Source organism: Sphingobacterium corticis (assembly GCF_042684745.1).
Classification (GTDB): domain Bacteria; phylum Bacteroidota; class Bacteroidia; order Sphingobacteriales; family Sphingobacteriaceae; genus Sphingobacterium; species Sphingobacterium corticis.
In genome coordinates this window covers 806,594-831,293 of sequence record NZ_JBHUMA010000004.1, presented here as the reverse complement: position 1 = coordinate 831,293, position 24,700 = coordinate 806,594, and the positions used below count along the sequence as shown (strand labels likewise).

Sequence of the window (24,700 nt, the reverse complement as noted above, 5' to 3'; positions counted from 1 at the left end):
ATTATTCCGGCTTGTCGTTGTTTTTGCGTTCGCCACGATTTCGATTATTAAATCGTCGTTTCGGCTTTGGCTTATTTGCACCTTCTGGCAAATCGCCGCTCGCCTGTTTTGGACGTGTTTGCTCCGCTTTTTGCGAATTATCGGCGTTATTTCTATTTTCCTTATTATGCTGACGAGTAGGTTTCGGACCTCGATTATCTCTGCTTTCGCGGTTTTCCGTCGGTCTATTGCCTGCTTCTGCAGTTGGCTTGCCGGAAGAGGTTTTCTTTTTCGGACGACGTTTTTTCTTGTTACGATCGTCCAAACGCGTTAAGCTGTCCTGACCAACTACGTTTTCGTAATCGTAGTTAATTGGTTTTGCTTTCGTTTCTTCTGGCTCGACATAAACTAATTCTGCAGGTTTTTGTCCGCCTTTGTTCATTTGCACAAACTCACGCACCTTGTCCACCGTTAAGGGAATCCAATTTTCAGCTTTCGGATAAGAAAACCACATTGTCTTTTTGAAAATGTCGGTTTTCTGCAGATACGCCATGCCGATTTCCGTATCGATACGATCAATATCCGTAGGAATATCCTTCAGAGCATCCATGTAGCTGTCCAATTCGTAATTCAAGCAACATTTCAACTTACCGCATTGCCCAGCTAGTTTAAGCGTATTCAACGAAAGATTTTGATAACGAGCGGCAGATGTGGAAACGGTTTTAAAGTCCGTCAACCACGTGGAACAACACAATTCTCGTCCACAAGATCCAATACCACCTAATCGACTTGCTTCCTGGCGCATACCGATTTGGCGCATTTCAATACGAATGCGGAATGATTCCGCCATGCGCTTAATTAGTTCGCGGAAATCGACGCGCCCTTCAGCCGTATAATAAAAAGTAGCTTTGGTTTTGTCGCCCTGATAATCCACGTCAGAAATCTTCATGGATAAGCCCAAATCCAAGGCGAGCTTACGCGCGCGGTGCATGGTTTCCCATTCCAATTCCTTTGCTGCATTGTATTTTTCGACATCCTTTTCGTTGGCTTTGCGGTAGATTTTCTTTACCACATCTTCCATCTTTACACGGTTCTTTTTAAGCTGTAAGCGCACCAATTCTCCAGTAAGCGATACATGGCCAATATCATATCCGCCAGTAGATGGCTCTACAGCCACCATTTCGCCCATCTCCAAGTAAAGGTTTTCCGTGTTCACAAAAAACTCCTTTTTTGAGCCTTTAAAGCGAACTTCTACAATGTCAAACGGTTTATAATTAGATGGCAGATCCATGTCGGTCAGCCAGTCGTAAACATCCAATTTATTGCATCCGCTGGTCATGCACGTGCCGTTGTTATTACAACCAGCAGGCACTGTACCCAGAGTTTTGCTTCCGCAACCTCCGCCGGATGAGCAACTTCCACATCCCATATGTCTATATATATATTGAGTCCGCCTCAGGGCGGAACGTTTTGTATTTGAACAATAAAACTAGCTGCAAAGATAAGTCTAAAAACAAGATTTTAGCATTCGCGTTTCGCTCTACGGCGTAATGCGTCTTCTCTAATAAGTTTACGGCAGCAGTTAACTGTTCTAAAGTAAATATCTCACTAAATTTAGTAATAAAATCCAATTCTTTGTCCTGCAGGAAGATCAAACTATCCAAGCCCTGCGATTTCAGTACAATTTGGCGCATCATGCCAATGGTGTACAATAGGAAATTCTTTTGGTTCTCCCGGCCTAATTTTGGAAAATCTACATCGGATAGCTGAATCAATTTCAATCCGGTATCCGTAACAACTAATCGAAGCCACTGGATCATGAGATCGAAAAAAGCATTACTGTCGCTATGTAGCAGTTCCATTGCCGATTGAATGTTGCCATCTGCCAAAAAGGAAATTTCTCCCGCTTTTAACGGATCGACGCCTTTTTCCTCCATTAGATATCGGCCGATTTCCTCATGCGAAAGTTTATGCACCTTCACCAGTTGTGTTCGCGAAATGATGGTATTCAAAATGCGATCTTGATTTTCGGCAACAAGTAGAAACAATGTCTTTTCAGGTGGCTCCTCAATCAATTTTAGCAACGCGTTTCCCTGTGTATCCAAATATTCCGGAAGCCACATAATCAGCACCTTGTATTCGGATTCAAAGGCCTTTAAGCTGAGCTTCTTGATGATATCATGAACCTCAGCGATATTGATATTTGCCTGTTTATTTTGAGCATCAAACTGTGCGCGCCAACTGTTCATGCCCAAATACGGATTCTCTGTCAAGGCTTTTCGCCAAGCATCGATATAGTGAACAGCGACCTCGCCGGATGATTTGGCAAAGAATGGATAAGAAAAATGTAAATCGGGATGAATCAACTTTTCGTACTTGCGACAAGAAGGGCAAACGCCGCAACTGTCAGTAGGTTGTTTATCTTCGCAATTCACAAATTGTGCGTATGCGATGGCCAAAGCCAACGATCCAGAACCTTCCGGACCAAGAAATAATTGGGCATGACTAACCCTATTATCTTGCACCGTTCGGACGAGATGTTGTTTGATATTGTCGTGACCTATTATATTTTGAAAACGCATAGCCTATTCCCACAAAAGTAACTAAAAAACCTTGGAAGAAAGTTGGAATCTTTTTGTATTATTGCAGTATAAAAAGCCAGCACACAAATGAGGTTTATCGTATCCACATCCACTTTATTAAAGCAATTACAAGCGATTAGCGGAGCATCCAGCAGTAGCACAGTATTGCCGATTTTAGAGAACTTCTTGTTTGAAATTAAAGACAACGAATTGACTATTTCGGCAACGGACTTGCAGACCAGCATGGTTACGTCTTTGCAAATCGAAGCGAAAGAAGAAGGTCGTGTGGCTATGCCATCGAAGATTTTGATCGAAACGTTGAAAACACTTCCGGATCAACCGGTAGCGTTTTCGGTAGATACCACAACGTTGGCGATAGAAATTAGTGCAGGCGACGGAAAATATAAATTGAGCGGAGAAAATGCGGATGATTTTCCTAAAATCCCGGTAGTAGATAATATTTCTACGGTTAATATTGGCGCGCCTATTTTAGCGGAAGCGATCAGCAAAACTATTTTCGCGGTAAGCAGCGACGAGCTAAGACCAGCTATGTCAGGTGTTTATGTGCAATTGGCAGAGCAGTCCATTACGTTTGTTTCTACCGATGCGCACAAACTGGTTCGCTACCGTCGTACGGATGTTGGAGCAGAAAAGCCCACTTCCTTAATTTTGCCTAAAAAAGCATTGAACTTGTTGAAATCTTCTTTACCATCTGAAGACATCAACGTTTCCATAGAATACAACAATACAAACGCTTTCTTCCAATTTGGCCACGTTTCATTAATCTGCCGATTGATTGATGAGCGCTATCCGGATTACGAGGCGGTAATTCCGCAGGTAAATCCGAATAAGTTAACCGTTGAGCGTGCAAGTTTCTTAAATTCTTTGCGTCGTGTTGTGATTTTTGCGAATAAAACAACCCATCAGGTTCGTTTGAAAATTTCCGGTAGTGAATTACACATCTCGGCAGAGGATTTGGATTTTTCTAACGAAGCACACGAGCGATTGAGTTGCCAATACGAAGGCGATGATATGGAAATCGGATTCAACGCACGTTTCTTAGTAGAAATGTTGAATAACTTAAGTTCAGAAGAAATTACGCTGGAAATGAGTACGCCAAATCGCGCAGGCTTATTGTTCCCGGCTATCAAAGAAGACAACGAAGATATTCTTATGCTGGTTATGCCAGTGATGTTGAACAATAACTAATCCGCAGGATCTTGGATTTTTTTTATGCGATCATAGATTTCATCCTTCACATTGATGATCATCTGATAGAGCTTATCGCTAGATATGAATATTGGGTTTATGCTATTCTCTTTCTCATCATTTTTGTAGAAACAGGTTTAGTAATTATGCCGCTTCTTCCCGGCGATTCCTTATTATTTGCTGTCGGTATGTTCGCCGCTCAAGGACAATTGAACATTTACCTTTGTTTAGGTCTTTTGTTCGTCGCTGCGGTCTTAGGAGATGCTTGTAACTATTTGATCGGTCGATATTTCGGAGATCGATTCATCCGGATGCGATTGTTTAATAAGCAATTGGTGAAAGATGAATATATTCAGAAAACCAATGAGTTTTATGAAAAACATGGTCCTCAAACCATTATCATCGCACGATTTGTTCCCATCGTAAGAACGTTTGCTCCATTTGTAGCAGGAATCGGACATATGAACTACGGACGTTTCTTTACCTATAATGTGGTTGGAGGTTTCGTTTGGGTGTTCGGAATTACCTTAATCGGATTTTTCTTAGGAAACATTCCTTGGGTTGCAGATAACTTTGAAAAGGTTGTTTTCGGCATCATTCTAGTATCTGTTTTACCGATCATTTTCGGATTCTTAAAAGAGCGCGCAATTGCGAGGAAAGCTCAAGTTTAGAAGTTTCGCAGAGCAACTTCTGGTAATTGTATTATGCATATTTCGCCAACGGAATATTGTAAACTATTATTCCTGTAGGTTTTCTTACCTTTGCATATGATAAAATCCATGACTGGCTACGGCACCGGCTTAGCGGAGAACCAATCTGTTAAATACACCGTAGAAATAAAATCCCTTAATTCGAAGTTTTTAGAGCTTAGCCTACGCTTGCCCAAACATGTTTCCGACAAAGAATTGGCATTGCGTGCAGAAAGCGGCAAGCAGATTGAGCGCGGAAAAGTCAACATTACTGTGATTGCTGAATACGCCGATCAAACCGCGAAATCTTCCGTAATCAACGAAACTTTATTCAACAAATATTACACGCAACTTCGCGAACTGGCTGAAAAGGTAGGCGATAAGAATTCCAACCTATTGGAATTGGCTTTGCAAATGCCGGAAGTAGTTGGTGCTAAAGAAGAGGAAACGGACGAAGAAGAAGTAAAAATCCTTTTTCAGGCATTCTACAAAGCGTTGGAACAATTTAATCAATTCCGATTGGATGAAGGGCAGGTTTTGAGTGCGGATTTGAAGCAACGCGTGGAAGATATCATGGCATTTCAAACGGAGGTAGAAAAAGTGGATGGTGATCGTATTCCACTTATTCGTGAGCGCATAGCACAATACACGGAAGCTGCAGTCGGCAAGGAAAACGTGGATATGAATCGCTTCGAACAGGAATTGATTTACTACATTGACAAATTGGATATCACGGAAGAGAAAGTGCGTTTGAGAAGTCATTGTTCTTATTTTCTGGAAGCATTGCAATCGCCGAATCCAAGCGGAAAGAAATTGGGCTTCATCTCGCAAGAAATGGGACGTGAGATCAATACCTTAGGATCGAAAGCGAACAATGCAAATATTCAACAGATCGTTGTTCGGATGAAGGAAGAATTGGAGAAGATCAAAGAGCAACTTTTAAACGTATTATAGCGCATGAGCGGCAAACTTATCATATTTTCTGCTCCATCCGGTGCAGGCAAAACAACCATAGTAAGGCATTTGCTGGGCAAATATCCGCAGGATTTGGCTTTTTCTATTTCTGCAAGCACACGTGCACCGCGTGGAAAGGAAGTAGATGGGGAGGATTATTACTTTATCTCGAAGGAAGATTTCTTACATAAAATTGCGCATCACCAATTCATCGAATTTGAGGAGGTTTATTCGGGCACATTCTATGGAACGTTGCGTTCGGAAGTAGAACGTATCTGGGCGGAGGGAAAGCACGTAATTTTCGATATTGATGTGGTTGGCGGATTACGATTAAAATCAAAGTTTCCAGAGCAAGCGCTCGCTATTTTTGTAAACCCACCATCCTTAGAAGTTCTTAAAGAGCGTTTGTCTGGCCGTGGAACAGATAGCGAAGAAAAGTTAAAGGAACGCTTCGCAAAAGCAGCACATGAATTATCGTTTGCAGACAAGTTCGATGTGATTCTGAATAATTTTGATTTGGAAGAAGCTTGTCAGGAAGCGGAAAACTTAGTGATTCCTTTCATCAAAAAATAAACGCAACATGGGCAAGCACATCGGTTTGTTCTTTGGTTCTTTCAATCCCATTCATGTTGGCCATCTGATTATTGGTAATTACATGGCTAATTATACGGAATTGGACGAAGTTTGGTTTGTGGTTTCCCCGCAAAATCCATTCAAAGAAAAGAAGAGTTTAGCGAACATGTACGATCGTTTGGAAATGGCCAACTTAGCGATCGGCGATGCGGATCGTCTTCGTACTTCCGACATAGAATTTAGCTTACCACAACCATCCTATACGATCGATACGCTGACCTATCTACAAGAGCGCTATCCCGAATATGAATTCGCATTAATCATGGGTGGCGACAATCTCGCGGGTTTGAAGAAATGGAAGAACGCCGATATTATTTTGCGTGATTATCGCATTTTCGTTTATCCGCGTCCGGGATATCCTGTCGATTCGGAATTAGTGAATCATCCGTCCGTTACCATTACGGAAACACCAAATATGGAATTGTCATCCACCGCAATTCGCAAAGCCGTAAAATCAGGGAAAAGTATTCAATTTCAAACACCCGATGCGGTGATTGATTTTATTGATAAGAAGGGTTTGTATAGTATTTAGATGAGCGCTTCGTGGTTTGCCAAACTTTTATCAAGAAAAGTTTGAAATACGGCCGATTTTACAAATAGAGATATTTCATATAAATATTATACAAGATAGCTTTCTCGTGATCTGTCCACGTGGTAGAATTTGCATTTTGCGGAATATAGTGGCGTTTAAAACCTTTAATTGCAGCATCTAAATTTTTGATATCATATCCGATTACACGGAGGGCAACGCGCACATCTAAATCAACCGGTGCTGGCGCCAAAGGCATATCATACCAAAATCCAAAACCGGCTTTAGCTAATCGATCCCATGGAAAATTTGCTGGATCGGGCTTACGTGTCGGCGCGAAATCCATGTGTCCAATGAAGTTGGCTTGCGGAATTTTGTATGTCGTTTTAAGCTTCGTCAACAACTGAATTAATGCATTAATCTGTGCATCCGTCCACGGATCCGTCGTTCCATTATTATCGAGTTCGATTCCGATCGAAGATGAATTCAAATCCGTGTCATTTCCCCAAATTCCAGCACCTGCATGATGCGCACGGAAATAATCGTTGACCATTTGGACGATTTTTCCATTGCGGCCGACAACGTAATGCGCGCTAACTTGAGTACGTTCAAGCTGGAACGTTCGTACGGTTTCGTCGACCGATTTTTGTGCGGTATGATGAATCATGACATAATTCGGTTTCCGAATGCCAAAGTTCACGGATGCGATCCATTCCTTGTCGATTACTGGGATTTTGTCCCATTGATTTTCGGCAGGTTGTGCTATAATGGTTTCGCCAAAAGCTTTCGCTTTTTGTTCATATGTTTTTTCGGACGCAGCGTGTTTTCCACCGCCACAGCCAGTCAAAAGCGAAGCTAATAATAAGAAGGAAGCGAAAGCAAATGATCTGTTCATGAACATGCGGATTAAATTTGCGTTAAAAGAAGCAAAAACCTTACCGAGCATTAATCCGGAAACAAACCAAGATCGATTCTTTCTAGATTTCTTGTTACATTCGTTGTATGATAACAGATAGGCCGCTTATTCTAGTCGTCAATGACGATGGTATTACCGCACCGGGCATCAAGGTGCTGATCGAGGAAATGCAACATCTTGGTGAAGTCGTTGTGGTTGCGCCGGATGGTCCGCAATCGGGAATGGGGCACGCCATTACAATCGGTAAACCACTTCGTTTGGACAAAGTGGAACTTTATCCGGATGTTGAGATGTATAAATGCTCGGGCACGCCGGTAGATTGTGTGAAGTTGGCGGTCAATCGTGTTTTCAAAGGGCGCAAACCAGATTTATGTGTTTCCGGGATTAACCATGGATTGAATAATTCCATCAATGTGCTGTACTCGGGAACCATGTCGGCTGCGGTAGAAGGCGCTATTGAAGGCATTCCGTCGATTGGTTTTTCGCTGGACGATTTTTCTTATGATGCGAATTTCAACCATTGCCGACCTTATGTGCGTAGTATAGCGGCGCAGGTGTTGCAAAATGGATTGCCAAAGCATTCGTTATTGAATGTTAACTTCCCGAATGATAGTTTCGATTTGCAGGGAATTAAAATCTGTCGCCAAGCAGGCGGACGTTGGGTGGAGGAATTTGATGAAAGGTTAGATCCGCATGGACGCGATTATTTTTGGTTGACCGGTAAATTCCAGTTGGAAGATCGCGGGGAAGACACGGATGTTCACGCGCTTCAGCACGGTTATGTTTCGGTCGTACCTACGCAATTCGATATGACAGCACATCATGTTATTCCGGAATTGAATTCTTGGAGTTTTGATATTCCGAACGATTAAGCTGCCACGATGAAAAGAAATCCCTTTGTGTTTGGTTTGCTGTTCGGATTGGTGCTTCCGATTTTGGCGCATGTTCTCACCAAAAACACCCATATCGTCGATGATATCATGCCGCAGAAACCGCTAGGATTATATGTTTTGGCGGTAACCGGGAATATGATTGGTGTTTGGTATAGCTATCGTAATCAACATCAGGAAATAGGAATGGGCGTTGTTTTAGCCTCATTCCTAAGTATGTTGTTGGCGGTAATTACGAAAGTTGTCGTACTATAAGGTCGCCGAAAATTAAACTTTTAACGTTTTCACGTCCTTCGTATCGAAACCTTCTACGTCAATGATGTACTTGTTGGTAATCAAGAAGTCGAATAAAGGTTTTGCATCCGCGGAAACCGGCATGTTTCGCGTATTTATAATCGCATGATCTTTTCCCTGTAAGTATGGATAAGCGTACAACTTCACATTCTTGCTGAACAACCCGGAAATGTAGGACAACAATTCGTTGGTGTAGTTTTCCTTCTGGTAATTGTCCGAATTGAAGATCGTTTTCAAGTTGGAAATATTGGTAGCGATACCAATATTTTTTGGCTTAAACTGATTTAGGAATTCCGCTAAATAGTTGTTACGTTGAAAGTTCGACAACAGAATGGTATTTCCTGTTGCACACAATTCTTCCGCACGTTTTGCAAAGTAATCCAAATCCTCATCAGATAAATTGATTTCTTCATCTAAGGCATTACTCATCAGTACCTCGATAATGACGACCAAGCTTTCGTCTGTAGCATTCGTGTGTCGCTTGAATTGTTCTACTGCGCTATTGAATAGATCGAAGTTTGGCAACGATTTCTGACGATATTTCGTCCGCAGAATCATGATATCCTTTTTGTACAAGAAATCCTTCACCTGAGCCGCTTTACCGTCAACACGAAAGATAGCCGCTTTAGAGAATCCTTTAGCAATAAGGTATAAGTTGATCAAACGCTCGTTGACCTTGTCAAAAACTGGTCCGGCTACCTTTACCAAATCGATCTCGACGGATCCGGTCGGTAGATTATCGACCAAGGATTCGATTAGCGTTTGAATATCATCGCGGTAATAATAAGCTGCAAAAACCAAGTTTACACCGATAATTCCAAGCACCTTTTGTTGCAGGGTATTATCGCTATCTAGCAAACGGATATGGATAATAACGTCATTTGGTGGGCCGTCTACTTCGTGTTGGAAACGAATACCAATCCATCCATGTGGATCATTGGTTTTGCTGTAGTTTAAGGTAGTTACGGTGTTGGCAAAGGCGAAAAATAGGCGATTATCATATTTGTCGCCGTGCAAACGCTCTTCCAGCAACGCGAATTCCCGACTGATCATTTTCGTAAGTCGCGTGCGGCTTACATAACGACCAGATTCTTCTGCGCCATAAATGGCGTCAGAGAATGCCATATCGTAAGCCGACATGGTTTTTGCAATCGTGCCAGATGCCGCTCCTGCTTCGAAAAAGTTTCGGGCAACTTCTTGTCCGGCGCCGATTTCGGCAAACGTGCCATAGAATTCTGGAGTGAGGTTAATTTTTAACGCTTTTCGCCTGGTTTCGTATATTTCTCTACCCATGCGGCAAAGTTAAAAATTCTTACGTGCTAAAAACAAGAATTTCTAAAGCTTATCGTTTTAATAGGTTTGTACTAAAGCAAACCTTCGTGGTGCAAGGCATAGAATAATGCAGAACTGTGCAACGCTTGGCCAATACCGTTTTTCAGCAACAAATCCTTTGCTTCTTCAAGCGATAGCAAGACAACTTCAATATCTTCCGATTCGTCTAAGCTTTGTTCAGCCACTTTTCGGCCGCCTTTTAAAACATACGTATAAGTAATGTTTCCACTCGTCGCTGGGTTGGCATATAGCTGAGATACTTCGGTCGCTTCATCGAATTCGTAACCCGTTTCCTCCATCATTTCACGACGTGCGGCGATCTCCGGCTCTTCTCCATCTTCTACTACGCCGGCAGGAAGTTCTAGCAAGATTTTTTCTGCACCATGTCGATATTGACGAGCGAACAAGATTTGATTGTCTTCGGTAAAGCCAACCATATTTACCCATTTTGGATATTCCAAGATGTAATACTCATCCTTGACAACACCATTGGGAAGCTGCACTTGGTCGACCCGTAAGGTCGCCCAAGGCCGCTTAATGATGTATTTGGAGTTAAGAACTTTCCAATTTTCTATCATTTCTTGATCTTTTTTATTGAGATAGCTTAATCTTTAACGATGTCCGCCATGATTTTAGTAACCTTATTTTCTAAATCAGACGATGTTTTTTCATAGCCAGAAATATCTATCAATGGCGTTTTTACCGAACAATAAAACTTGATTTTTGGTTCGGTACCGGATGGACGTGCGGAAATCACATCGCCGTCTACCGTGATGAATTGCAAGACATCTGATTTTGGAAGATTGATTGGTGATGTACTACCGTCTGCGGGCTTTGTAGTTATTGATGCTTGGTAATCACGCACTTCTTTTACCTCAATTCCGCCTAAGCTGATTGGTAAATTTGCACGAAGGTCTGCCATCATTTGTTGAATTTCTTCCGCTCCTGCTTTTCCTTTTTTTGTCAGGGAAATCAATTTTTCTTTATAGAATCCGTACGTGGTGTAAAGTTCCGTAAGTACTTCAAACAAGGATTTTCCACGGCTTTTGAAGTAAGCAGCCATTTCCGCGATGAATGCGCAAGAATTTACGGCATCTTTATCGCGAACTAAATCGCCGACAAGGAAACCATAGCTTTCTTCACCACCGACTAAATATTTTTCTTGACCTTCTAATTTGGTCATGATCTCACCGATAAACTTAAATCCGGTTAAGGTTTCGTGTGTTTTTACCGAGAAGCTTTCGGCGATATCGGAGATTAAGTTTGTTGTTACGATGGTTTTTACCACGTAGTCGTTAGATTTTAATTCTCCTTTCTCTTCGCGAGCAGAAAGCACGTAGTAAGCTAATAAGCTACCAATCTGATTTCCATTCAAAAGCTGAATCTTTCCATCTAAGTTTTTAACGGCTAATCCCACACGATCGGCATCAGGATCGGTTGCCATGACGATATCGGAATCCAATTCTTGTCCTTTTTTCATCGCAATGGACATCGCTTCTTCTTCTTCCGGATTCGGATAAACTACCGTCGGGAAGTTTCCGTTCGGTTCCGCTTGTTCGTCTACAACCGTGACGTTTTCAAATCCCCAAGCCTTTAATAGTTTTGGAACCAATGTAATTCCAGTTCCGTGAATCGGAGAAAATACGATCTTTAAATCTTTTTGAGCTGCGACGATATCGGGATTGATACTTAAGGCTTTGTTTTGATCGATATAAATCTGATCAAAATCCTCTTTTACAAGATGCACATTTTCGGCTTTGCGCTCGAATTGAATATCGCGTACAGATTGAATAGCATTGACCTCTTCAATCACGTTTTTATCATGCGGAGCAACCAATTGTCCGCCATCGTTCCAGTATGCTTTGTATCCGTTGTATTCTTTCGGATTGTGCGATGCGGTTAACATCACACCGGACTGACAACCAAAATGTCGTACTGCGAAAGATAGCATTGGCGTCGGACGCAACTCTTCGAAAAGATATACTTCGATATCATTCGCGGAGAATACATCAGCCACTAAATGACCTAGTTTTTGAGAATTATTACGGCTATCGTAAGATACGGCAACTTTTAATGCCTGATTCGGGAATTGCTTTTTCAGATAATTCGCCAAACCTTGCGTAGCCTGCCCGATCGTGTATTTATTGATGCGGTTAGAACCCACACCCATGATACCGCGCAATCCGCCCGTCCCAAATTCTAATGCTTTGTAGAACGAGTCAACTAGTTCTGTTTCCTGATTGGTATCGATTAGCTGTTTGACGGCAGCTACAGTTTCGGCATCGTATTCTTCGCTTAACCAGCGATCCACCCGGGATTGGGTAGCAAGATCAATTGTAGACATATAAAAATTCGTTATGGATTCAATATACTAATATAACTTTTACGCGGGATAAAACACAGCGTAAATGTGGAGTTTAAGCGCCGCAATCTGCGTATCCGCGATCTAAAATAGTGACGTACCAACTGTTATCAATCTGTTTCACGTGAAAAATTAACGGTGTCTTGGTTGTTAGTACGACGCGGTAGCTATCTTTTTCTGCGAGTTCTATCTGCGCCTCGTAATCTGGATCGAGCTCAACATCGTCAAATTCTTTCAAACTGACGGCAATTGGCCCTAGAAAATTAGTTTGCGTTGTTAAATCTATAATTAAGCCTTCCTTACTCCACTTTTCTAGCGAACAATCGAAAGTAGGTGCTACATCGTATTCAACCGAGTAATTGTTTTCCGCGCTAGCGTATGGATAGTAGGAGGGAATAGGTTTATTAAAATCTAAAACGGAAACTTTTTCAAACCAATCCATAGCGCCCGGCCGATGAATAATCATCAATCCGGCATCGGTATTAATGAAGCTTTTAATTTTCGCGTTATCTCGTTCATTGTACGCTTTAATGAAAGCGATTACCATATCGGCGATATATTTACGATCTGCGCTATCGGCAACTCCGGAGGAGGGTTCGTTTACTAGCAAACTAGAGTCGGATACAGGGTCGGTTTCATCCTGCTTTTTACTGTTGTTGCACGATACGGCTATCCCGATAAGGCAGATGCTGAGGATAGTCAAAAGCTTGTGTTGCATTTTATTTGTTGTTTTTCCGGATTGATTGTTCGATGTGATCCCACATATCGGGAGATATTGCTTCCAAGCCATTGAATTGCCCGGCTCCTTGCAACCATTCTCCACCATCAATAGTAACCACCTCGCCATTGATGTATTGCGCGAAATCTGACAACAAAAACGCGGCCAAATTTGCCAATTCTTGATGGTCACCGACTCGTTTCAATGGAACGCGTTTCTCAAAACTGAAATCTTCCGCCAAATCGCCAGGAAGCAAACGCTCCCATGCGCCTTTTGTTGGGAAAGGTCCAGGCGCAATGGCGTTGTTCCGTATTCCATATTTACCCCATTCTACGGCCAAGGATCGCGTTAAAGCCAACACGCCGCCTTTCGCAACGGCCGAAGGTACAACATAACCTGAGCCAGTAAACGCGTATGTGGTTATAATGTTCAGCACGCTGGCTGCTTGCTTCTTTTCAATCCACTTTTTGCCAAAAGTTAGGGTACAATTCGTCGTACCTTTTAGTACGATGTCGATAATCGTGGAGAAGGCGTTGGCAGATAGTCGTTCGGTAGGAGAGATGAAATTTCCAGCGGCATTATTAAGTAATGCGTCTACGCCTCCAAATGCTTTTTCGGCACTATCCCAAAGCGCTTCCACTTCTTCAATATTTCTAATATCACAGCTCACCGGAAGCACTTTTCCTCCCGTTTTCTCGCTAATTTCTCGTGCAGCTTCTTTCAAAACGGGCATTTTTCTGCTTGATATAACCACGTTTGCACCAAGCTCTGAAAAATAAGTGGACATGGCTTTCCCCAATCCGCTTCCTCCGCCGGTTACTACAATTGTTTTTCCTTTCAACGCGTCGTCGCGTAAAGCTCCTTGTACAGACATATTATTTCTTTTTTGCTGTTAGATTATCGATAATGGTTTTAAGAATGGCTCTTGTTGATGGGCGCCACCATTGCTCCAACATTTGATCGATGGTTTCCGCTTTGTTAGCCGACAGGCTTTTAAGGACGTCTTTGCGTGTATTAACCTTCGTTCGTTGCCAAGCATTCTTCTCGAATTGTGCGTACTTTTTCACATGTCGAACGGCCGTTCGCTGTATTTTATCCAGTGCAACGACCTCATCAACTAATCCAACTTGAAGCGCTTCTTGTGGGCTGAGCAGTTTTCCTTCCAAAAGGAATCGTGCTGCATTTGCTTGTCCGATCCAAAAGCTATACAAATCGAAAATGCCTTGTGGCACGATGATGCCTACTGGAACTTCGTTCAATCCAATAATATATTCACCTTCCGCCATAATGCGCACATCTGCGGCTAGCGCCATCACACATCCTCCGGCCGGACTGTGACCGGAGATCGCGGCGGCAAAAGGTTTCGGAAAAGATACTAAACCGTGCAACAGATCAATAAAGGCATGCCAAAAGGTTTTCATCTGCTCCTCATCATAACTATATAGCGTAATCAAATCCAATCCGGAGGTGAAAAATCCTTCGTGCCCGGTCAGCACAACGCCTTCAATCGCGGGATCGTTGGCAGCTTCGCTAAATGTTTGCGCTATTTCCTGCAACATTTCCAGATGCATTGCATTGCTTTTGCCTCGGTGGAGGATAATATGCAACAGGTGGTCGTCGTGATGTGTCTTTAAAAATTCGCTCATGATGAAAAGTTTATAATGCTAGTTCGCTACAACAATCAACCCAAACGGAAAATTTCTTAGAAAATTTTATGCTAACGAACGTTAAAATCGAGAATTTGTCGACCAATACGGCCATTCAAATCAATTCCTTCAATAATTACGCGGTATCTTCCAGACTCATCCGAAGTAAAAAAATCGAAAGAAGCTTTTCCGTTTTCATCGCTGGCTAGAAACGGTTCCCAATGAATTGTGGTACGTAAATCGTTGGAGAAACCTTCGTCAACAGGCGCTTCGTAAGTTGGTTTGTAGAAAGTTTTTGGTGCAGAAAGCCCTTTTGCGGTCAATGAAAGAATTCCTTTCGGAATATAGTTCATTCTTCCTTCTGATCCTCTTTTTGAGGTAATGATTATCAAACCATTTGATCCAAACTGGCCGTAAACGGCGGTATAATTTACGTTTCGCAGAATTTCTATGCTGGCAACATCCTGCACCGAGATGGACGACAACATATCGCCCTCCACATACATGCCGTCCCAAACAATTTGCATCGGCGCACGGCTTCTTGTGTTATACGGTATTCCGCCTTGAAAGTAAACGCCTGCAAAGCGACCGTTTAAAGCCATATCCAGCGTGCTAAATTTTTCTAATTCTTCCCAAGTCAAGCTTTGATCGGCATTTCCGGGACCGTTTAAGTTTCTCGAATATTCCGGCACTTTCTGTTGTTTTCGGGTGACAACAACCTCGTCGATATCAATGGTTTTCGACATCAAACCCTTTTGCTCCAATTGATTAAAGAAGCGTTTAGAAGCGATAAGTTCATCTAAATATAATGTGTTTAGGTCATTTTGGGTTCCGTAGGCGGAATGAATCGCAGGCGGTATAAATTCTTCCAAGGTGATGTCAATGTTGTTCTTCCCTTTTTGATTTTTGGCAGATATCATAAACTTGGCGCTATCCGCGAAAAGCAAATCTTTGAACTCGAAATAACCATCTTCGGAACTGATGGTATCCAAAAAGCTGGTAAAGTCATCGGTTGAAATCAATTGTACTTCCGATAGCGGCGCCGCGGCCTTTCGTCCGATCTTTTTGGTATAGCCTTTTATGCTCAAACCTTGCTCCGCCTCAAATAGTTTTTCTCTATTTTGATCATCGCTCTGATTCCAATCGTATTTTCTCCAACCTTGGGTAAGGAGAAGTTTGTCTAAATCGGCTAATTTCACAACGCGATCGCCAGCCGAAAAATAGTATCCTGGTTGTTCAATAAAACCTTGTAAATCGCTCTCCACCAACAGCGCGCTTAATATATTGGATTGGTAATCTGCAGTATCACGTAGTTTAGAGAGATTTATGACGGATGCCGAAAGCGCAGATTGGCGTGTGCTATCTTTTTCATTTCCTACCAAAAGGCTGACGTCCACCTTTTCGCGCAGTCCGTACGAGTTTTGATTAGCAGTTGTATTCAGTGATAACAAATCTTGCACGTGTTCGATGTATATCGGACGTTCAAGCAACGGTTTCATCGATTCATCCAACACGGTGATGGTGGAAATTCCGGAAGGAATATTTTCTTTTGGAATGCTGAAAACAAGGTTCTTGCGTGCGGCACTTTGTTTGGAGGCATAAAACGGATTTCCGAGATGATGAAGCACGACAAATATTGGCTTGTCGCTCATGCGATCTTCCGAAAGATTTACCTGAACAAATAGCTTATCCGCATTATTATTGTTCGTGATTAAAGATAACCCTTGAGCATGAATGACGGGAACTTCTACGATTTCCGCTTGGCCATCGTCCGACGTGGCGCGAAATTCATAGTTTTCGTTGGCTAGAGGGAAAAATGATGTGCTTCCCATGCCGAGGTGATTGGTTTTTGCAGAACCGACCACTTCCTGCTTTGCATTTAAGATTTCTAGCGTTGTTATCGCACCAAGCCCATTCGACCCCAGTGCTTTAAAACCGATATTGTTCAGTTCGCCAGCCAAAATATATCCACCTTCCGGCAAAATCTGTACAACAATTTTCGGCTTGATCGCTGCGGTATGAATAACCTTTGTAACGGGTCTTTTGTCTGGGCTCGTAAAGGTTAAGATGAGGTCCTTTCCTTGATTTTTCTCCGTCACTTTTACCAATAGTAAGCCTGTTTCATCGGTGCGTTCACTTCCTTTTTGGACAATTTCTCCGCCGTCGCTCACTTCGAATCGAACCGATGTTTTGGGAACTGCATTTCCTTGTACAGTTTCAAGTTGGATCGCCACAAACGATCCTTTTTCGTTGGTTATTAGATCGGTTTTCGTCAATATATTATCCGTCCGTCCATTCGTAATGACCAAAGGTTTCTCGTAGAAATAGTCCGTAGAATCGTTCCGCATCCAGTTCGTATAAGCGCGCAAACGATAAGTTCCTTCGATTAGGGTATCCGCCAACACCAAATTTCCTGATCCCAATCCATAGCCCAACTGGATACGTTGATCCATAACAATTCGGTTTTTCGGATCGATGAGCTCGATGTAATTTATTCCGCTAAGCGTTGATAGAAAATTGTTAATGCCAATGGTATTGTAGGTTTTGTACCAAACGGTCTCTCCCGCTGTGTAATTGTTGCGGTCGGTCTGCACGTAAATCTTTTCTTGTTGATTTGCTGCAGCATGTTGAGATGATTTTTCTAACCGTTCTTCGATGCTTTGGGCGCAGGCAAATCCAACCCAAAAGAACACGGCAATGGTGTGCAAATACTTTAACATAATAATTGGCGAACTATTTATCCGCAAGCTACGAAAATATCGTCAGCCCATCAATATGTTAATGCACCAAGAATGTGTGAATCGTATTCGCGTTATTTCGCTAATTTTCTGCTGGTTTGTTTTCTTCAAACAGCCATCGCATAGCATCGTAATTTCCAACTAACGAAATAGTGCCATGCGTTTCATTTTTATACAATTGATGTCGGAAATGAGGTGATTTTAGCTCCTCTAAGATCGCTTTGAAATCTTGAATCGGTTGCCACATATCATAAACAGCCTTTTCCTTTGGTTTTTCGGCAGTAGCCTGAGAAACAAATAACTTTTTATCTTTCAGTAAATTTCGGTCGGCAAGTAAGGCATTTTTGGTTTTGTTGATCATGAAATTATTGTCCCACCACAAACTTGGATCTTGCGCAACGTACGCCTCAAAATAATCTGAATGATGCAATAAAGTATGAATAGTAAATAATCCACCGAGTGAATGCCCTACCAAAATTTCATAATTTTTTGTTCGGAAGTTATTGTTAATGTATGGTTTCAGTTCCTCCTGAATGAATTGCAAAAAGCGATCCGCACCGCCGCTGGTTTCGAACACAAACTTGCTAGAATCTTTTGGATGTTGCATCAAAAAGTTTGTCGGCGTGAGATCGCGGGTACGGTCGGTGTTTTTAATGCTGACCACAATCATTTCTGGTACTTTTCCATACAGTGGTCCTGCTAAATGATCGAGCATGGTTGAGAAGCTGTTGAAGTTGTATTCTGCATCCAACAGATACACGACTGGATAGCTTGTTTGTTTTGCTGTTTCATTTTGATAGGAAACAGGTAGGTGAACGAAAACAGTTCTTTCTTCATTTAAAAACGTGGACGAAAGCTTATGTATTTCGCCGATTACGATTTGATTTTGCATTTCAGTTTCCTTAGATAATTCGCTTTGTGCAAATCCTACACTCAGCGATAAAATGAAGACTGGTATTAGACAATAAAGGCGTTTTAGCTTATTCATCCGTTATTCTTTTTACTAACGGCAAAGGTAGCGGTTTCCTGAGTATCCTTGTCTGTATTTCGGTTGTAAATGTAAAAGGAAAACCCAAACAGAAGGGATTATTTTGCTGTCCAATAAAATATTCCTAATATTGCGACTATAAAATCACTAACTAGTCATCCTTATGCCATCACGCCAAACAGCGGGAAGTTTTATATATGCCGTAATCCTATTTTTTATCGTTTCGGTTCCCGTTCATTGTTTCTCACAATTAAAACAACGATCACAAAATTTTTTCGTGAAAGCTCCCGAGGAAATCTACCTAGGAGCAGTAATTGATGCAAAACGATTTAATGAACCAGCTCACGAAATCTTTAATATCATTGATGACGAAATCGCCGTAAGTTTTTTAGGAATTCTAATAAAATCCTTTAAAGTTCAGGTAGGCCGGGCGAATTTAGATAAAATCGTGAAAGCCAAGTTGGATAGCGTGGGTAATAAGCCTTTTGAACAAAACCTCGGATTCACTTTCAACGTAGCGGAGCTCGAAGATTACATTGCCATAGATCGCTATTTTGGGCAAACGTAGATAAAGACGGCTGGTTTGGTATTAAAGCAAATCAGAAGCAACCAAAAACATTATTGGCAGTGGATATGCGAAAAACTTCTTTTAATCTGGTTATGGATGTGCCTTATAGTGGAAAGTTTAAATTCAACAAGGATGAGCGGGAGATTGAAAACATGGAAAGTTTGATCTACGTAAATACCTTGTCTTTTGGGCGGCGGATATTTGCTTTGGTGGAATCAGAATTGGACGTAAGTATCGTTCGGCCTGCAATTACTAAACTAGCTCAGCAGAAAGACATAACAGAAGAAGATGCCGCAGTAATTGCTAACTGCAAATTCAGCATAGCCAATTTAACGGGCGAAGAGTTGGCTGTTGACTCTGAAAACCCTTTGAAAGTAGCAAAGGATTTTGTCGGACAAAATATTACCACCCAGCATTATGGCGTTCCGATTGGGTTCACTGCATCTTACATTCATAATAACGGCGGATTTGAAAATCAATTCGACTAAGATTACTGGCATTTAATTATTGTCCTTCTTAGGTACCTTCGCACCTTCCTTTTTCGCTTGCGAAAGTCCGATGGCAATAGCTTGTTTATCCGAAGTTACCTTCTTGCCTGATCCAGTTTTTAATGTTCCTCGTTTTTTCTCATGCATCGCTTGCTCAACCTTTTCGCTTGCCTTCTTTGAATATTTTGCCATGATATTTCGATCAAATTGTAATACGACCGCCAGCGACGGGAATAGTGGCTCCTGCAATATAGCTGGCATCTTCTGAGGCCAAGAATACAAATGCGGGTGCTACTTCCGAAGGTTGTCCAGCTCGCTTCATTGGCGTGTTTTTTCCAAACTCCTCATGTTCAGGTAGTGTAGACGGGATTAATGGTGTCCAAATTGGACCTGGCGCAACAGCATTTACCCGGATTCCCTTTCCATCTTCTAACAATATTTGACTCAGATTAGCAGTGAAGTTTTGAATAGCACCTTTCGTTGCTGCGTAAGGTAGAAGCATTTCATTAGGCGAATAGGCATTTACCGAAGTGGTATTAATAATGCTGCTCCCGGGTTTTAAATGAGGTTCTGCCGCTTTGCATAGATAAAACATCGCTGTTATATTCGTCCTAAATGTGCGATCCCATTCCTCCGATGATATCTCGTCCATTGATTCTCTCCCCATTTGAAAGGCCGCGTTATTGACCAAAATATCCAATCCTCCAAATTCTTTTACGGCAGTTTCCACAATAAATTTGCAATGTTCTTCATCTTGGATATCCCCCTTTATTAATATCGCTTTCTTTCCTGCTTGCTCCACATAAGACGCAGTTAAATTAGCGTCTTGGTCTTCGGAATCGTCTAGATAGCTAATCAAAACATCCGCGCCTTCCCGCGCAAATGCTATGGCTACAGCACGACCGATGCCGGAATCTCCGCCCGTAATAATTGCCCTTTTTCCAGTTAGCTTGCCGCTTCCTTTATATGACTCTTCGCCATGATCAGCTTGCGGAATCAGCTTTCCTTCTACGCCGGGGGCATTTTGATCTTGTTTCGGAAATGGTGGTTTTGGGTGTTTTTCGGCTGGGTTATTTGGTGATTCTTCCATAGTAAGTCGTCTTAATGAGTTAATAAACGATGAGATAATACCGAGTTTTAAATAGCAGCTACAAAACTATTTTATGATTGTCGAAAGCTAATTTTCCAGCTTACCGTAGCGCTAAAATTAGTTCTGACGGGTTGAGTTATTCCTTTTTCTTCGGAATCTTCTCGTTGGGATCGTTCGGCATATCATTCAATTGCTCTTCAGCCGAATCAACTCCAGCTTCCGCGTCTTTATCTTGTTTCTTTTCTTTATTCTTTCTAACGACAGAGGTCAATTCTTTGTAGGTGTTATCTTTATCCTCTTTCTTTAATCCTCTATCTGCTGTTTCTACTTTCGTTGCCATGCCATCTTATGTATAAGTTCATAGTAAGAAGTAGGAAAACGCTTAAGTTGTTTGTTTTTAATTGATTATTTATTTGATCAAAATAGAAATATGTGCTTTGCACGACTTGCTGGGAACTATATTAAAAAAGCGTAAGTATTGTTGGCTTGGTTATTAGGAAACACGCTCAGCAGGAAGACCTAAAAGAAAAGGATACTACGGTAATTGCTAGCTATACATTCAGTATAGCTTATTTAACGGGTAAAAATTTGGCTGTCAATTCGGAAAGTCCTTTGAACAAAGCGATGAATGTCCTACAGTTAATAGTATGATGACAGAAATATATAAATACCTCATGCTATAGTTTATAGGTCTTCGTATGGCTTAGAAGTTTCCTCACTGGATAAGATAGTTATTTTTCAGGTAGTTTGTTAAAACTATTATATGAAAGGATTTAGATACTATCTGCTAGTTGACTATCTTTGTTAGATGAATATTCTAATCGTTGGATCGGGTGGTCGTGAATCTGCCCTTGCATATAAAATCTCCCAAAGCGCTAAGCTAAATCAACTATTTATTGCTCCCGGAAATGCGGGAACGATTCAATACGGTCAAAATGTTCCGTTGAAAGTCACTGATTTTGAAGGAATCGCTGCATTTTCTTTGGAAAATGAGATAGATATGGTTATTGTTGGTCCGGAAGAGCCGTTAGTAAAAGGTATTCATGATTATTTTCTTTCTAGAGAAGATCTAAAGCATATTCCCGTAATTGGGCCGCAGAGAGAAGGCGCACAATTAGAAGGTTCGAAAGATTTCTCTAAGCAGTTTATGGCGCGCCATGGCGTTCCAACTGCCGCTTCAAAATCTTTCGATAAAGCAAGCTTAGCAGATGGTTTGACGTATTTAGAATATCAGTCACTACCGATTGTACTAAAAGCAGATGGATTGGCTGCCGGGAAAGGTGTGCTGATCTGCGAAACATTATCGAGCGCTAAAGAAGAATTGACAGCCATGTTAGCAGACGCGAAGTTTGGCGATGCGAGCAATGTCGTCGTTATTGAAGAGTTTTTGAGCGGGATAGAATTATCTGTGTTCGTATTGACGGATGGTGAATCGTACAAAGTATTGCCGGCTGCGAAAGATTATAAACGCATTGGCGAAGGTGATACCGGGTTGAATACAGGCGGAATGGGTTCCATTTCTCCAGTACCATTTGCTGACGAAGCTTTTCTTAGTAAAGTGGATGAACGTGTGATCAAACCAACGATCAATGGTTTGAAAAAAGATGGTATTCCTTACAAAGGATTTATTTTCATCGGATTGATGAATGTTGGTGGCGATCCTTATGTGATTGAATACAACGTGCGCTTAGGTGATCCAGAAACGGAATCTGTGCTTCCGCGGATAGAGTCGGATTTGTTGGATTTGTTTGAAGGAGTTGCCGAAGGCAACCTTTCGGAAAGATCTTTTTCGGTAAGTCCAAAAACAGCGGTAACTGTAATGATGGTTTCCGGTGGATATCCGGGCGATTACGAATCTGGAAAGGTCATTAGCAACATCGAAAATGTAAAAGAATCGATTGTTTTCCATGCAGGTACGAAGCTTTCGGATGACGGACAAGTTGTTACTGCGGGCGGACGCGTAATTGCGGTAACGACTTTGCAAGACGATTTGTTTTCGGCATTGCAGCAAGCAACTGCGGACGCTGGCCGGGTGTTCTATGAAGGAAAATACTTCCGTACCGACATCGGATTTGATATAATTTAAATAGAATATTCTCACTATTAGCGAGTTGCTTTTTTGATGTAAAAAATATTTTGGCAAATTCTAGAAAGCCCTTATATTTGCATCACCAAAACGGCATGGCCCGTTCGTCTAGGGGTTAGGACGCCAGATTTTCATTCTGGAAACAGGGGTTCGATTCCCCTACGGGCTACTGAAAAAGCTTGCATATTATGCAAGCTTTTTTTATTTACCGATCCATTAAAACTTCATCAGTTAAAAGGTTTCGAAAAAGCTATTTAGCTTTTCAGTTCGGAAGTGTAGATGATAATTTTAACTTGATCGACTGCACGTAAGCGGATGGAGTCGTTCCGGTGATCGCTTTGAAAGCTGTGCTGAACTTACTATTGTCCGAAAACCCTGCTAAACTAGCCAGCTTTGTCATCTTGTAATCCAATAGCTGCGGCTCCTGCTTGAACTTCTTCAAGATATAATTTATTCGACAGCTCTGTAAATATGTATAATAGTCCATGCCACGATGCTTACGAATAATGTAGGATATGTAGCGCTGATTGGTTCCTAAAACACCAGCTATATCGGCACGCGTCATGTTCTTTCTGAGGTAAAAATGTTTTTCTTCTTGCGCCTCAAGTAAATCTAACAGGCGATTTTCTGTTTCTTCCGATATGGGTAACTCAGATTTTTCCGAATGCTCAACCCTTTGAACCTCTTTGATGGGCGTTAGCATAGCGTTTGTTGTTTGAGCATCAAGGTTGGTAACGGGATCTGAAGTAGTATGTGCTGCGCTAGAGGGGTTGTCTCTATTGTTGCTATTGGAAGAGAGGATTGCCTTTGCTCTTAAAACCTCTGATGAGCGCAAGTACTCTGCCTCAAAAGGGTGTTCTGATTTAATTGACTTAGTCGTATGTGTATTTTCCTTCTTTCGAAAAATGAACAGCTGAAGGAACAATATTAAAATTACTGCAACTAGCGTTAGATTTACGATGAGAATAACTTGATTTTGACTAGATAGTGAATCTGTAGATTTATCCAATTTATAGAACAATTCATCATAAACATAAGTTGCATGTTCTGTCATGGTTTCTTTAACCAATCCCAACTCGCGTTCATATAAGCGAGCTTTTCTAAATTCATTTTTTTGCCAATAATACGATGCATAGGCATCTAGGTAAGAACTTTTTAAGCCATTAGCGCCAAATTTTTTCAAGTAAGGCTCTGCTAGTAGGAGTTGATGTTGCGCGCTATCGAGTTGTTGATCATCTAGAGCTACTTTCGCGCGAGCAACATATAAATAAGGTTTAAGGTTATCGTTGTTTTCACCTAACAGCTTTAGTGCCGAGGAGAATGTAGAATCGGCTTCAAGCAGATTGCCAAGATGGAGATAATAATTGCCCAGCAAATAGTCATTCTTTGCAGCTAACGCTCTACTGCGTTTATCGGACGCAGGTACCAGAGCGCACTGCCGTAAACAATCTTCGAAGAACTTCATTCCAGCGTCATAGCGGTTTTGACTAAACGCATGCGCTATTTTTTCTTGAGTAATACGCGTTTTTAAAAAGTGGTATTCCGGATCTTCCTTTTGGTGTTCGTTTAGCTTTTCTGCGTTTTTTAAGTGTTTTGACGCGAATGAATGCAGGCCAAGTTCACGGTAAGTGCTTGCCAAAAATAGGTCGCTATAAGCTTGCCATGAGATATGAAAAATGGATTTTGCTATTTCCGTAGCTCTTTCCGCGTAAAAGATGGAGCTATCAATTGCTCCTGTAATTTTATGCTTCTCCGCCAAAAGTAAATGGTCCTGAATTTTCTCTTCATCATTCTCGACATTTGAAACGAGTTGGTCGGCGCGGTCGAGGCCACGGGAGGATGTCGATATTTCGGCAAAAGCCAGTTCCGAGTCGATATTAAAACTATCGTACTTTGCAGAGGCGGCGTTTATACTCCCAATAAAGAATAGTAGGAGTGCTATGCATTTATTCATATCTAATCATTATGATAAGATGCTCTAGCTTAGAGAAGTAGAAAGAAATATCAGT

25 protein-coding genes and 1 tRNA gene are annotated in these 24,700 nt (G+C 41.7%); 11 read left to right on the top strand and 15 right to left on the bottom strand.

Features of this window, described 5'->3' with window-relative positions; translation table 11 throughout:
- Nucleotide 1 precedes the first annotated feature (1 nt).
- Nucleotides 2-1,408 carry a PSP1 domain-containing protein gene (locus ACFSQ3_RS04920; RefSeq protein WP_380868055.1) on the bottom strand — a complete coding sequence of 469 codons (1,407 nt, stop codon included), beginning with the start codon at nucleotides 1,406-1,408 and terminating at the stop codon, nucleotides 2-4.
- A 4-nt stretch (nucleotides 1,409-1,412) separates the two neighbouring features.
- Nucleotides 1,413-2,561: a DNA polymerase III subunit gene (locus ACFSQ3_RS04915; RefSeq protein WP_380868053.1), complete on the bottom strand. Its 1,149-nt coding sequence runs from the start codon at nucleotides 2,559-2,561 to the stop codon at nucleotides 1,413-1,415.
- Between the two features lie 87 nt (nucleotides 2,562-2,648).
- Between ACFSQ3_RS04915 and dnaN the strand changes: the two genes are divergently transcribed.
- From dnaN to nadD, 5 genes are all read left to right on the top strand, one after another.
- On the top strand, nucleotides 2,649-3,770 hold the full coding sequence (gene dnaN / locus ACFSQ3_RS04910) for a DNA polymerase III subunit beta (protein WP_380868052.1): 1,122 nt from the start codon (nucleotides 2,649-2,651) through the stop codon (nucleotides 3,768-3,770).
- A gap of 11 nt (nucleotides 3,771-3,781) precedes the next feature.
- Entirely contained in the window at nucleotides 3,782-4,441 is a 660-nt protein-coding gene (locus ACFSQ3_RS04905) for a DedA family protein (protein WP_380868051.1), read from the top strand.
- 96 nt (nucleotides 4,442-4,537) lie between these two features.
- The gene (locus ACFSQ3_RS04900; protein WP_380868049.1) at nucleotides 4,538-5,413 is read left to right on the top strand and encodes a YicC/YloC family endoribonuclease; all 876 of its coding nucleotides are present in this window, start codon (nucleotides 4,538-4,540) and stop codon (nucleotides 5,411-5,413) included.
- Between the two features lie 3 nt (nucleotides 5,414-5,416).
- On the top strand, nucleotides 5,417-5,986 hold the full coding sequence (gene gmk / locus ACFSQ3_RS04895; RefSeq protein ID WP_380868047.1) for a guanylate kinase: 570 nt from the start codon (nucleotides 5,417-5,419) through the stop codon (nucleotides 5,984-5,986).
- A 7-nt stretch (nucleotides 5,987-5,993) separates the two neighbouring features.
- Nucleotides 5,994-6,578 (top strand): nicotinate (nicotinamide) nucleotide adenylyltransferase, encoded by a 585-nt coding sequence (gene nadD / locus ACFSQ3_RS04890; RefSeq protein ID WP_380868046.1) that lies wholly within the window; start codon nucleotides 5,994-5,996, stop codon nucleotides 6,576-6,578.
- A 58-nt stretch (nucleotides 6,579-6,636) separates the two neighbouring features.
- On the opposite strand, the gene ACFSQ3_RS04885 is transcribed toward nadD, so the two are convergent.
- Nucleotides 6,637-7,470 (bottom strand): N-acetylmuramoyl-L-alanine amidase, encoded by an 834-nt coding sequence (locus ACFSQ3_RS04885; protein WP_380868044.1) that lies wholly within the window; start codon nucleotides 7,468-7,470, stop codon nucleotides 6,637-6,639.
- Between the two features lie 107 nt (nucleotides 7,471-7,577).
- Between ACFSQ3_RS04885 and surE the strand changes: the two genes are divergently transcribed.
- A complete protein-coding gene (gene surE, locus ACFSQ3_RS04880; protein ID WP_380868043.1) occupies nucleotides 7,578-8,363 on the top strand; it encodes a 5'/3'-nucleotidase SurE in 786 nt (261 codons plus the stop codon).
- A gap of 9 nt (nucleotides 8,364-8,372) precedes the next feature.
- Nucleotides 8,373-8,636: a hypothetical protein gene (locus ACFSQ3_RS04875; RefSeq protein ID WP_380868041.1), complete on the top strand. Its 264-nt coding sequence runs from the start codon at nucleotides 8,373-8,375 to the stop codon at nucleotides 8,634-8,636.
- Nucleotides 8,637-8,648: 12 nt separating this feature from the next.
- Here the strand turns inward: ACFSQ3_RS04875 and ACFSQ3_RS04870 are convergent, their stop codons facing one another.
- The 8 genes from ACFSQ3_RS04870 to ACFSQ3_RS04835 form a co-directional block, all read right to left on the bottom strand.
- The gene (locus ACFSQ3_RS04870; RefSeq protein WP_380868039.1) at nucleotides 8,649-9,968 is read right to left on the bottom strand and encodes a nicotinamide mononucleotide adenylyltransferase; all 1,320 of its coding nucleotides are present in this window, start codon (nucleotides 9,966-9,968) and stop codon (nucleotides 8,649-8,651) included.
- Nucleotides 9,969-10,039: 71 nt separating this feature from the next.
- Nucleotides 10,040-10,585, bottom strand: coding sequence for an NUDIX hydrolase (locus ACFSQ3_RS04865; protein WP_380868037.1), 546 nt, complete (start codon nucleotides 10,583-10,585; stop codon nucleotides 10,040-10,042).
- Between the two features lie 26 nt (nucleotides 10,586-10,611).
- Complete coding sequence (locus ACFSQ3_RS04860) at nucleotides 10,612-12,351, bottom strand: phospho-sugar mutase (RefSeq protein WP_380868035.1); 1,740 nt, start codon at nucleotides 12,349-12,351, stop codon at nucleotides 10,612-10,614.
- A 73-nt stretch (nucleotides 12,352-12,424) separates the two neighbouring features.
- Nucleotides 12,425-13,087, bottom strand: a complete 663-nt coding sequence (locus ACFSQ3_RS04855; protein WP_380868033.1) for a hypothetical protein — start codon at nucleotides 13,085-13,087, stop codon at nucleotides 12,425-12,427.
- 1 nt (nucleotide 13,088) lies between these two features.
- A complete protein-coding gene (locus ACFSQ3_RS04850; RefSeq protein ID WP_380868031.1) occupies nucleotides 13,089-13,961 on the bottom strand; it encodes an SDR family oxidoreductase in 873 nt (290 codons plus the stop codon).
- Between the two features lies 1 nt (nucleotide 13,962).
- The gene (locus ACFSQ3_RS04845) at nucleotides 13,963-14,733 is read right to left on the bottom strand and encodes an enoyl-CoA hydratase/isomerase family protein (RefSeq protein ID WP_380868029.1); all 771 of its coding nucleotides are present in this window, start codon (nucleotides 14,731-14,733) and stop codon (nucleotides 13,963-13,965) included.
- Between the two features lie 71 nt (nucleotides 14,734-14,804).
- Nucleotides 14,805-17,453 (bottom strand): hypothetical protein, encoded by a 2,649-nt coding sequence (locus ACFSQ3_RS04840; RefSeq protein ID WP_380868027.1) that lies wholly within the window; start codon nucleotides 17,451-17,453, stop codon nucleotides 14,805-14,807.
- A 100-nt stretch (nucleotides 17,454-17,553) separates the two neighbouring features.
- Entirely contained in the window at nucleotides 17,554-18,459 is a 906-nt protein-coding gene (locus tag ACFSQ3_RS04835; RefSeq protein WP_380868025.1) for an alpha/beta hydrolase, read from the bottom strand.
- A 163-nt stretch (nucleotides 18,460-18,622) separates the two neighbouring features.
- Here ACFSQ3_RS04835 and ACFSQ3_RS04830 point away from each other — a divergent pair, with 163 nt between their 5' ends.
- Nucleotides 18,623-19,027, top strand: coding sequence for a hypothetical protein (locus tag ACFSQ3_RS04830; protein ID WP_380868023.1), 405 nt, complete (start codon nucleotides 18,623-18,625; stop codon nucleotides 19,025-19,027).
- Between the two features lie 65 nt (nucleotides 19,028-19,092).
- Complete coding sequence (locus ACFSQ3_RS04825) at nucleotides 19,093-19,515, top strand: hypothetical protein (protein WP_380868021.1); 423 nt, start codon at nucleotides 19,093-19,095, stop codon at nucleotides 19,513-19,515.
- 12 nt (nucleotides 19,516-19,527) lie between these two features.
- Here the strand turns inward: ACFSQ3_RS04825 and ACFSQ3_RS04820 are convergent, their stop codons facing one another.
- From ACFSQ3_RS04820 to ACFSQ3_RS04810, 3 genes are all read right to left on the bottom strand, one after another.
- Nucleotides 19,528-19,707, bottom strand: coding sequence for a DUF6496 domain-containing protein (locus ACFSQ3_RS04820; protein ID WP_380868019.1), 180 nt, complete (start codon nucleotides 19,705-19,707; stop codon nucleotides 19,528-19,530).
- A 10-nt stretch (nucleotides 19,708-19,717) separates the two neighbouring features.
- Nucleotides 19,718-20,605, bottom strand: coding sequence for an SDR family oxidoreductase (locus ACFSQ3_RS04815; RefSeq protein ID WP_380868017.1), 888 nt, complete (start codon nucleotides 20,603-20,605; stop codon nucleotides 19,718-19,720).
- A gap of 136 nt (nucleotides 20,606-20,741) precedes the next feature.
- Nucleotides 20,742-20,945, bottom strand: a complete 204-nt coding sequence (locus ACFSQ3_RS04810) for a hypothetical protein (RefSeq protein ID WP_380868016.1) — start codon at nucleotides 20,943-20,945, stop codon at nucleotides 20,742-20,744.
- Between the two features lie 468 nt (nucleotides 20,946-21,413).
- Here ACFSQ3_RS04810 and purD point away from each other — a divergent pair, with 468 nt between their 5' ends.
- Nucleotides 21,414-22,691, top strand: a complete 1,278-nt coding sequence (gene purD / locus ACFSQ3_RS04805; protein ID WP_380868014.1) for a phosphoribosylamine--glycine ligase — start codon at nucleotides 21,414-21,416, stop codon at nucleotides 22,689-22,691.
- A gap of 97 nt (nucleotides 22,692-22,788) precedes the next feature.
- Nucleotides 22,789-22,860 (top strand) — tRNA-Glu (locus ACFSQ3_RS04800).
- 93 nt (nucleotides 22,861-22,953) lie between these two features.
- Here ACFSQ3_RS04800 and ACFSQ3_RS04795 read toward each other — a convergent pair.
- Nucleotides 22,954-24,645, bottom strand: a complete 1,692-nt coding sequence (locus ACFSQ3_RS04795; protein WP_380868012.1) for a helix-turn-helix domain-containing protein — start codon at nucleotides 24,643-24,645, stop codon at nucleotides 22,954-22,956.
- Nucleotides 24,646-24,700: the final 55 nt, after the last annotated feature.

What these genes read in the sequence shown, in the direction of transcription:
- ACFSQ3_RS04920 (WP_380868055.1), bottom strand. Translation starts at nt 1,408, where the DNA reads ATGGGATGTGGAAGTTGCTCATCCGGCGGAGGTTGCGGAAGCAAAACT.
- ACFSQ3_RS04915 (WP_380868053.1), bottom strand. Translation starts at nt 2,561, where the DNA reads ATGCGTTTTCAAAATATAATAGGTCACGACAATATCAAACAACATCTC.
- dnaN (WP_380868052.1), top strand. Translation starts at nt 2,649, where the DNA reads ATGAGGTTTATCGTATCCACATCCACTTTATTAAAGCAATTACAAGCG.
- ACFSQ3_RS04900 (WP_380868049.1), top strand. Translation starts at nt 4,538, where the DNA reads ATGATAAAATCCATGACTGGCTACGGCACCGGCTTAGCGGAGAACCAA.
- gmk (WP_380868047.1), top strand. Translation starts at nt 5,417, where the DNA reads ATGAGCGGCAAACTTATCATATTTTCTGCTCCATCCGGTGCAGGCAAA.
- nadD (WP_380868046.1), top strand. Translation starts at nt 5,994, where the DNA reads ATGGGCAAGCACATCGGTTTGTTCTTTGGTTCTTTCAATCCCATTCAT.
- ACFSQ3_RS04885 (WP_380868044.1), bottom strand. Translation starts at nt 7,470, where the DNA reads ATGAACAGATCATTTGCTTTCGCTTCCTTCTTATTATTAGCTTCGCTT.
- surE (WP_380868043.1), top strand. Translation starts at nt 7,578, where the DNA reads ATGATAACAGATAGGCCGCTTATTCTAGTCGTCAATGACGATGGTATT.
- ACFSQ3_RS04875 (WP_380868041.1), top strand. Translation starts at nt 8,373, where the DNA reads ATGAAAAGAAATCCCTTTGTGTTTGGTTTGCTGTTCGGATTGGTGCTT.
- ACFSQ3_RS04870 (WP_380868039.1), bottom strand. Translation starts at nt 9,968, where the DNA reads ATGGGTAGAGAAATATACGAAACCAGGCGAAAAGCGTTAAAAATTAAC.
- ACFSQ3_RS04865 (WP_380868037.1), bottom strand. Translation starts at nt 10,585, where the DNA reads ATGATAGAAAATTGGAAAGTTCTTAACTCCAAATACATCATTAAGCGG.
- ACFSQ3_RS04860 (WP_380868035.1), bottom strand. Translation starts at nt 12,351, where the DNA reads ATGTCTACAATTGATCTTGCTACCCAATCCCGGGTGGATCGCTGGTTA.
- ACFSQ3_RS04855 (WP_380868033.1), bottom strand. Translation starts at nt 13,087, where the DNA reads ATGCAACACAAGCTTTTGACTATCCTCAGCATCTGCCTTATCGGGATA.
- ACFSQ3_RS04850 (WP_380868031.1), bottom strand. Translation starts at nt 13,961, where the DNA reads ATGTCTGTACAAGGAGCTTTACGCGACGACGCGTTGAAAGGAAAAACA.
- ACFSQ3_RS04845 (WP_380868029.1), bottom strand. Translation starts at nt 14,733, where the DNA reads ATGAGCGAATTTTTAAAGACACATCACGACGACCACCTGTTGCATATT.
- ACFSQ3_RS04840 (WP_380868027.1), bottom strand. Translation starts at nt 17,453, where the DNA reads ATGTTAAAGTATTTGCACACCATTGCCGTGTTCTTTTGGGTTGGATTT.
- ACFSQ3_RS04835 (WP_380868025.1), bottom strand. Translation starts at nt 18,459, where the DNA reads ATGAATAAGCTAAAACGCCTTTATTGTCTAATACCAGTCTTCATTTTA.
- ACFSQ3_RS04830 (WP_380868023.1), top strand. Translation starts at nt 18,623, where the DNA reads ATGCCATCACGCCAAACAGCGGGAAGTTTTATATATGCCGTAATCCTA.
- ACFSQ3_RS04825 (WP_380868021.1), top strand. Translation starts at nt 19,093, where the DNA reads ATGCGAAAAACTTCTTTTAATCTGGTTATGGATGTGCCTTATAGTGGA.
- ACFSQ3_RS04820 (WP_380868019.1), bottom strand. Translation starts at nt 19,707, where the DNA reads ATGGCAAAATATTCAAAGAAGGCAAGCGAAAAGGTTGAGCAAGCGATG.
- ACFSQ3_RS04815 (WP_380868017.1), bottom strand. Translation starts at nt 20,605, where the DNA reads ATGGAAGAATCACCAAATAACCCAGCCGAAAAACACCCAAAACCACCA.
- ACFSQ3_RS04810 (WP_380868016.1), bottom strand. Translation starts at nt 20,945, where the DNA reads ATGGCAACGAAAGTAGAAACAGCAGATAGAGGATTAAAGAAAGAGGAT.
- purD (WP_380868014.1), top strand. Translation starts at nt 21,414, where the DNA reads ATGAATATTCTAATCGTTGGATCGGGTGGTCGTGAATCTGCCCTTGCA.
- ACFSQ3_RS04795 (WP_380868012.1), bottom strand. Translation starts at nt 24,645, where the DNA reads ATGAATAAATGCATAGCACTCCTACTATTCTTTATTGGGAGTATAAAC.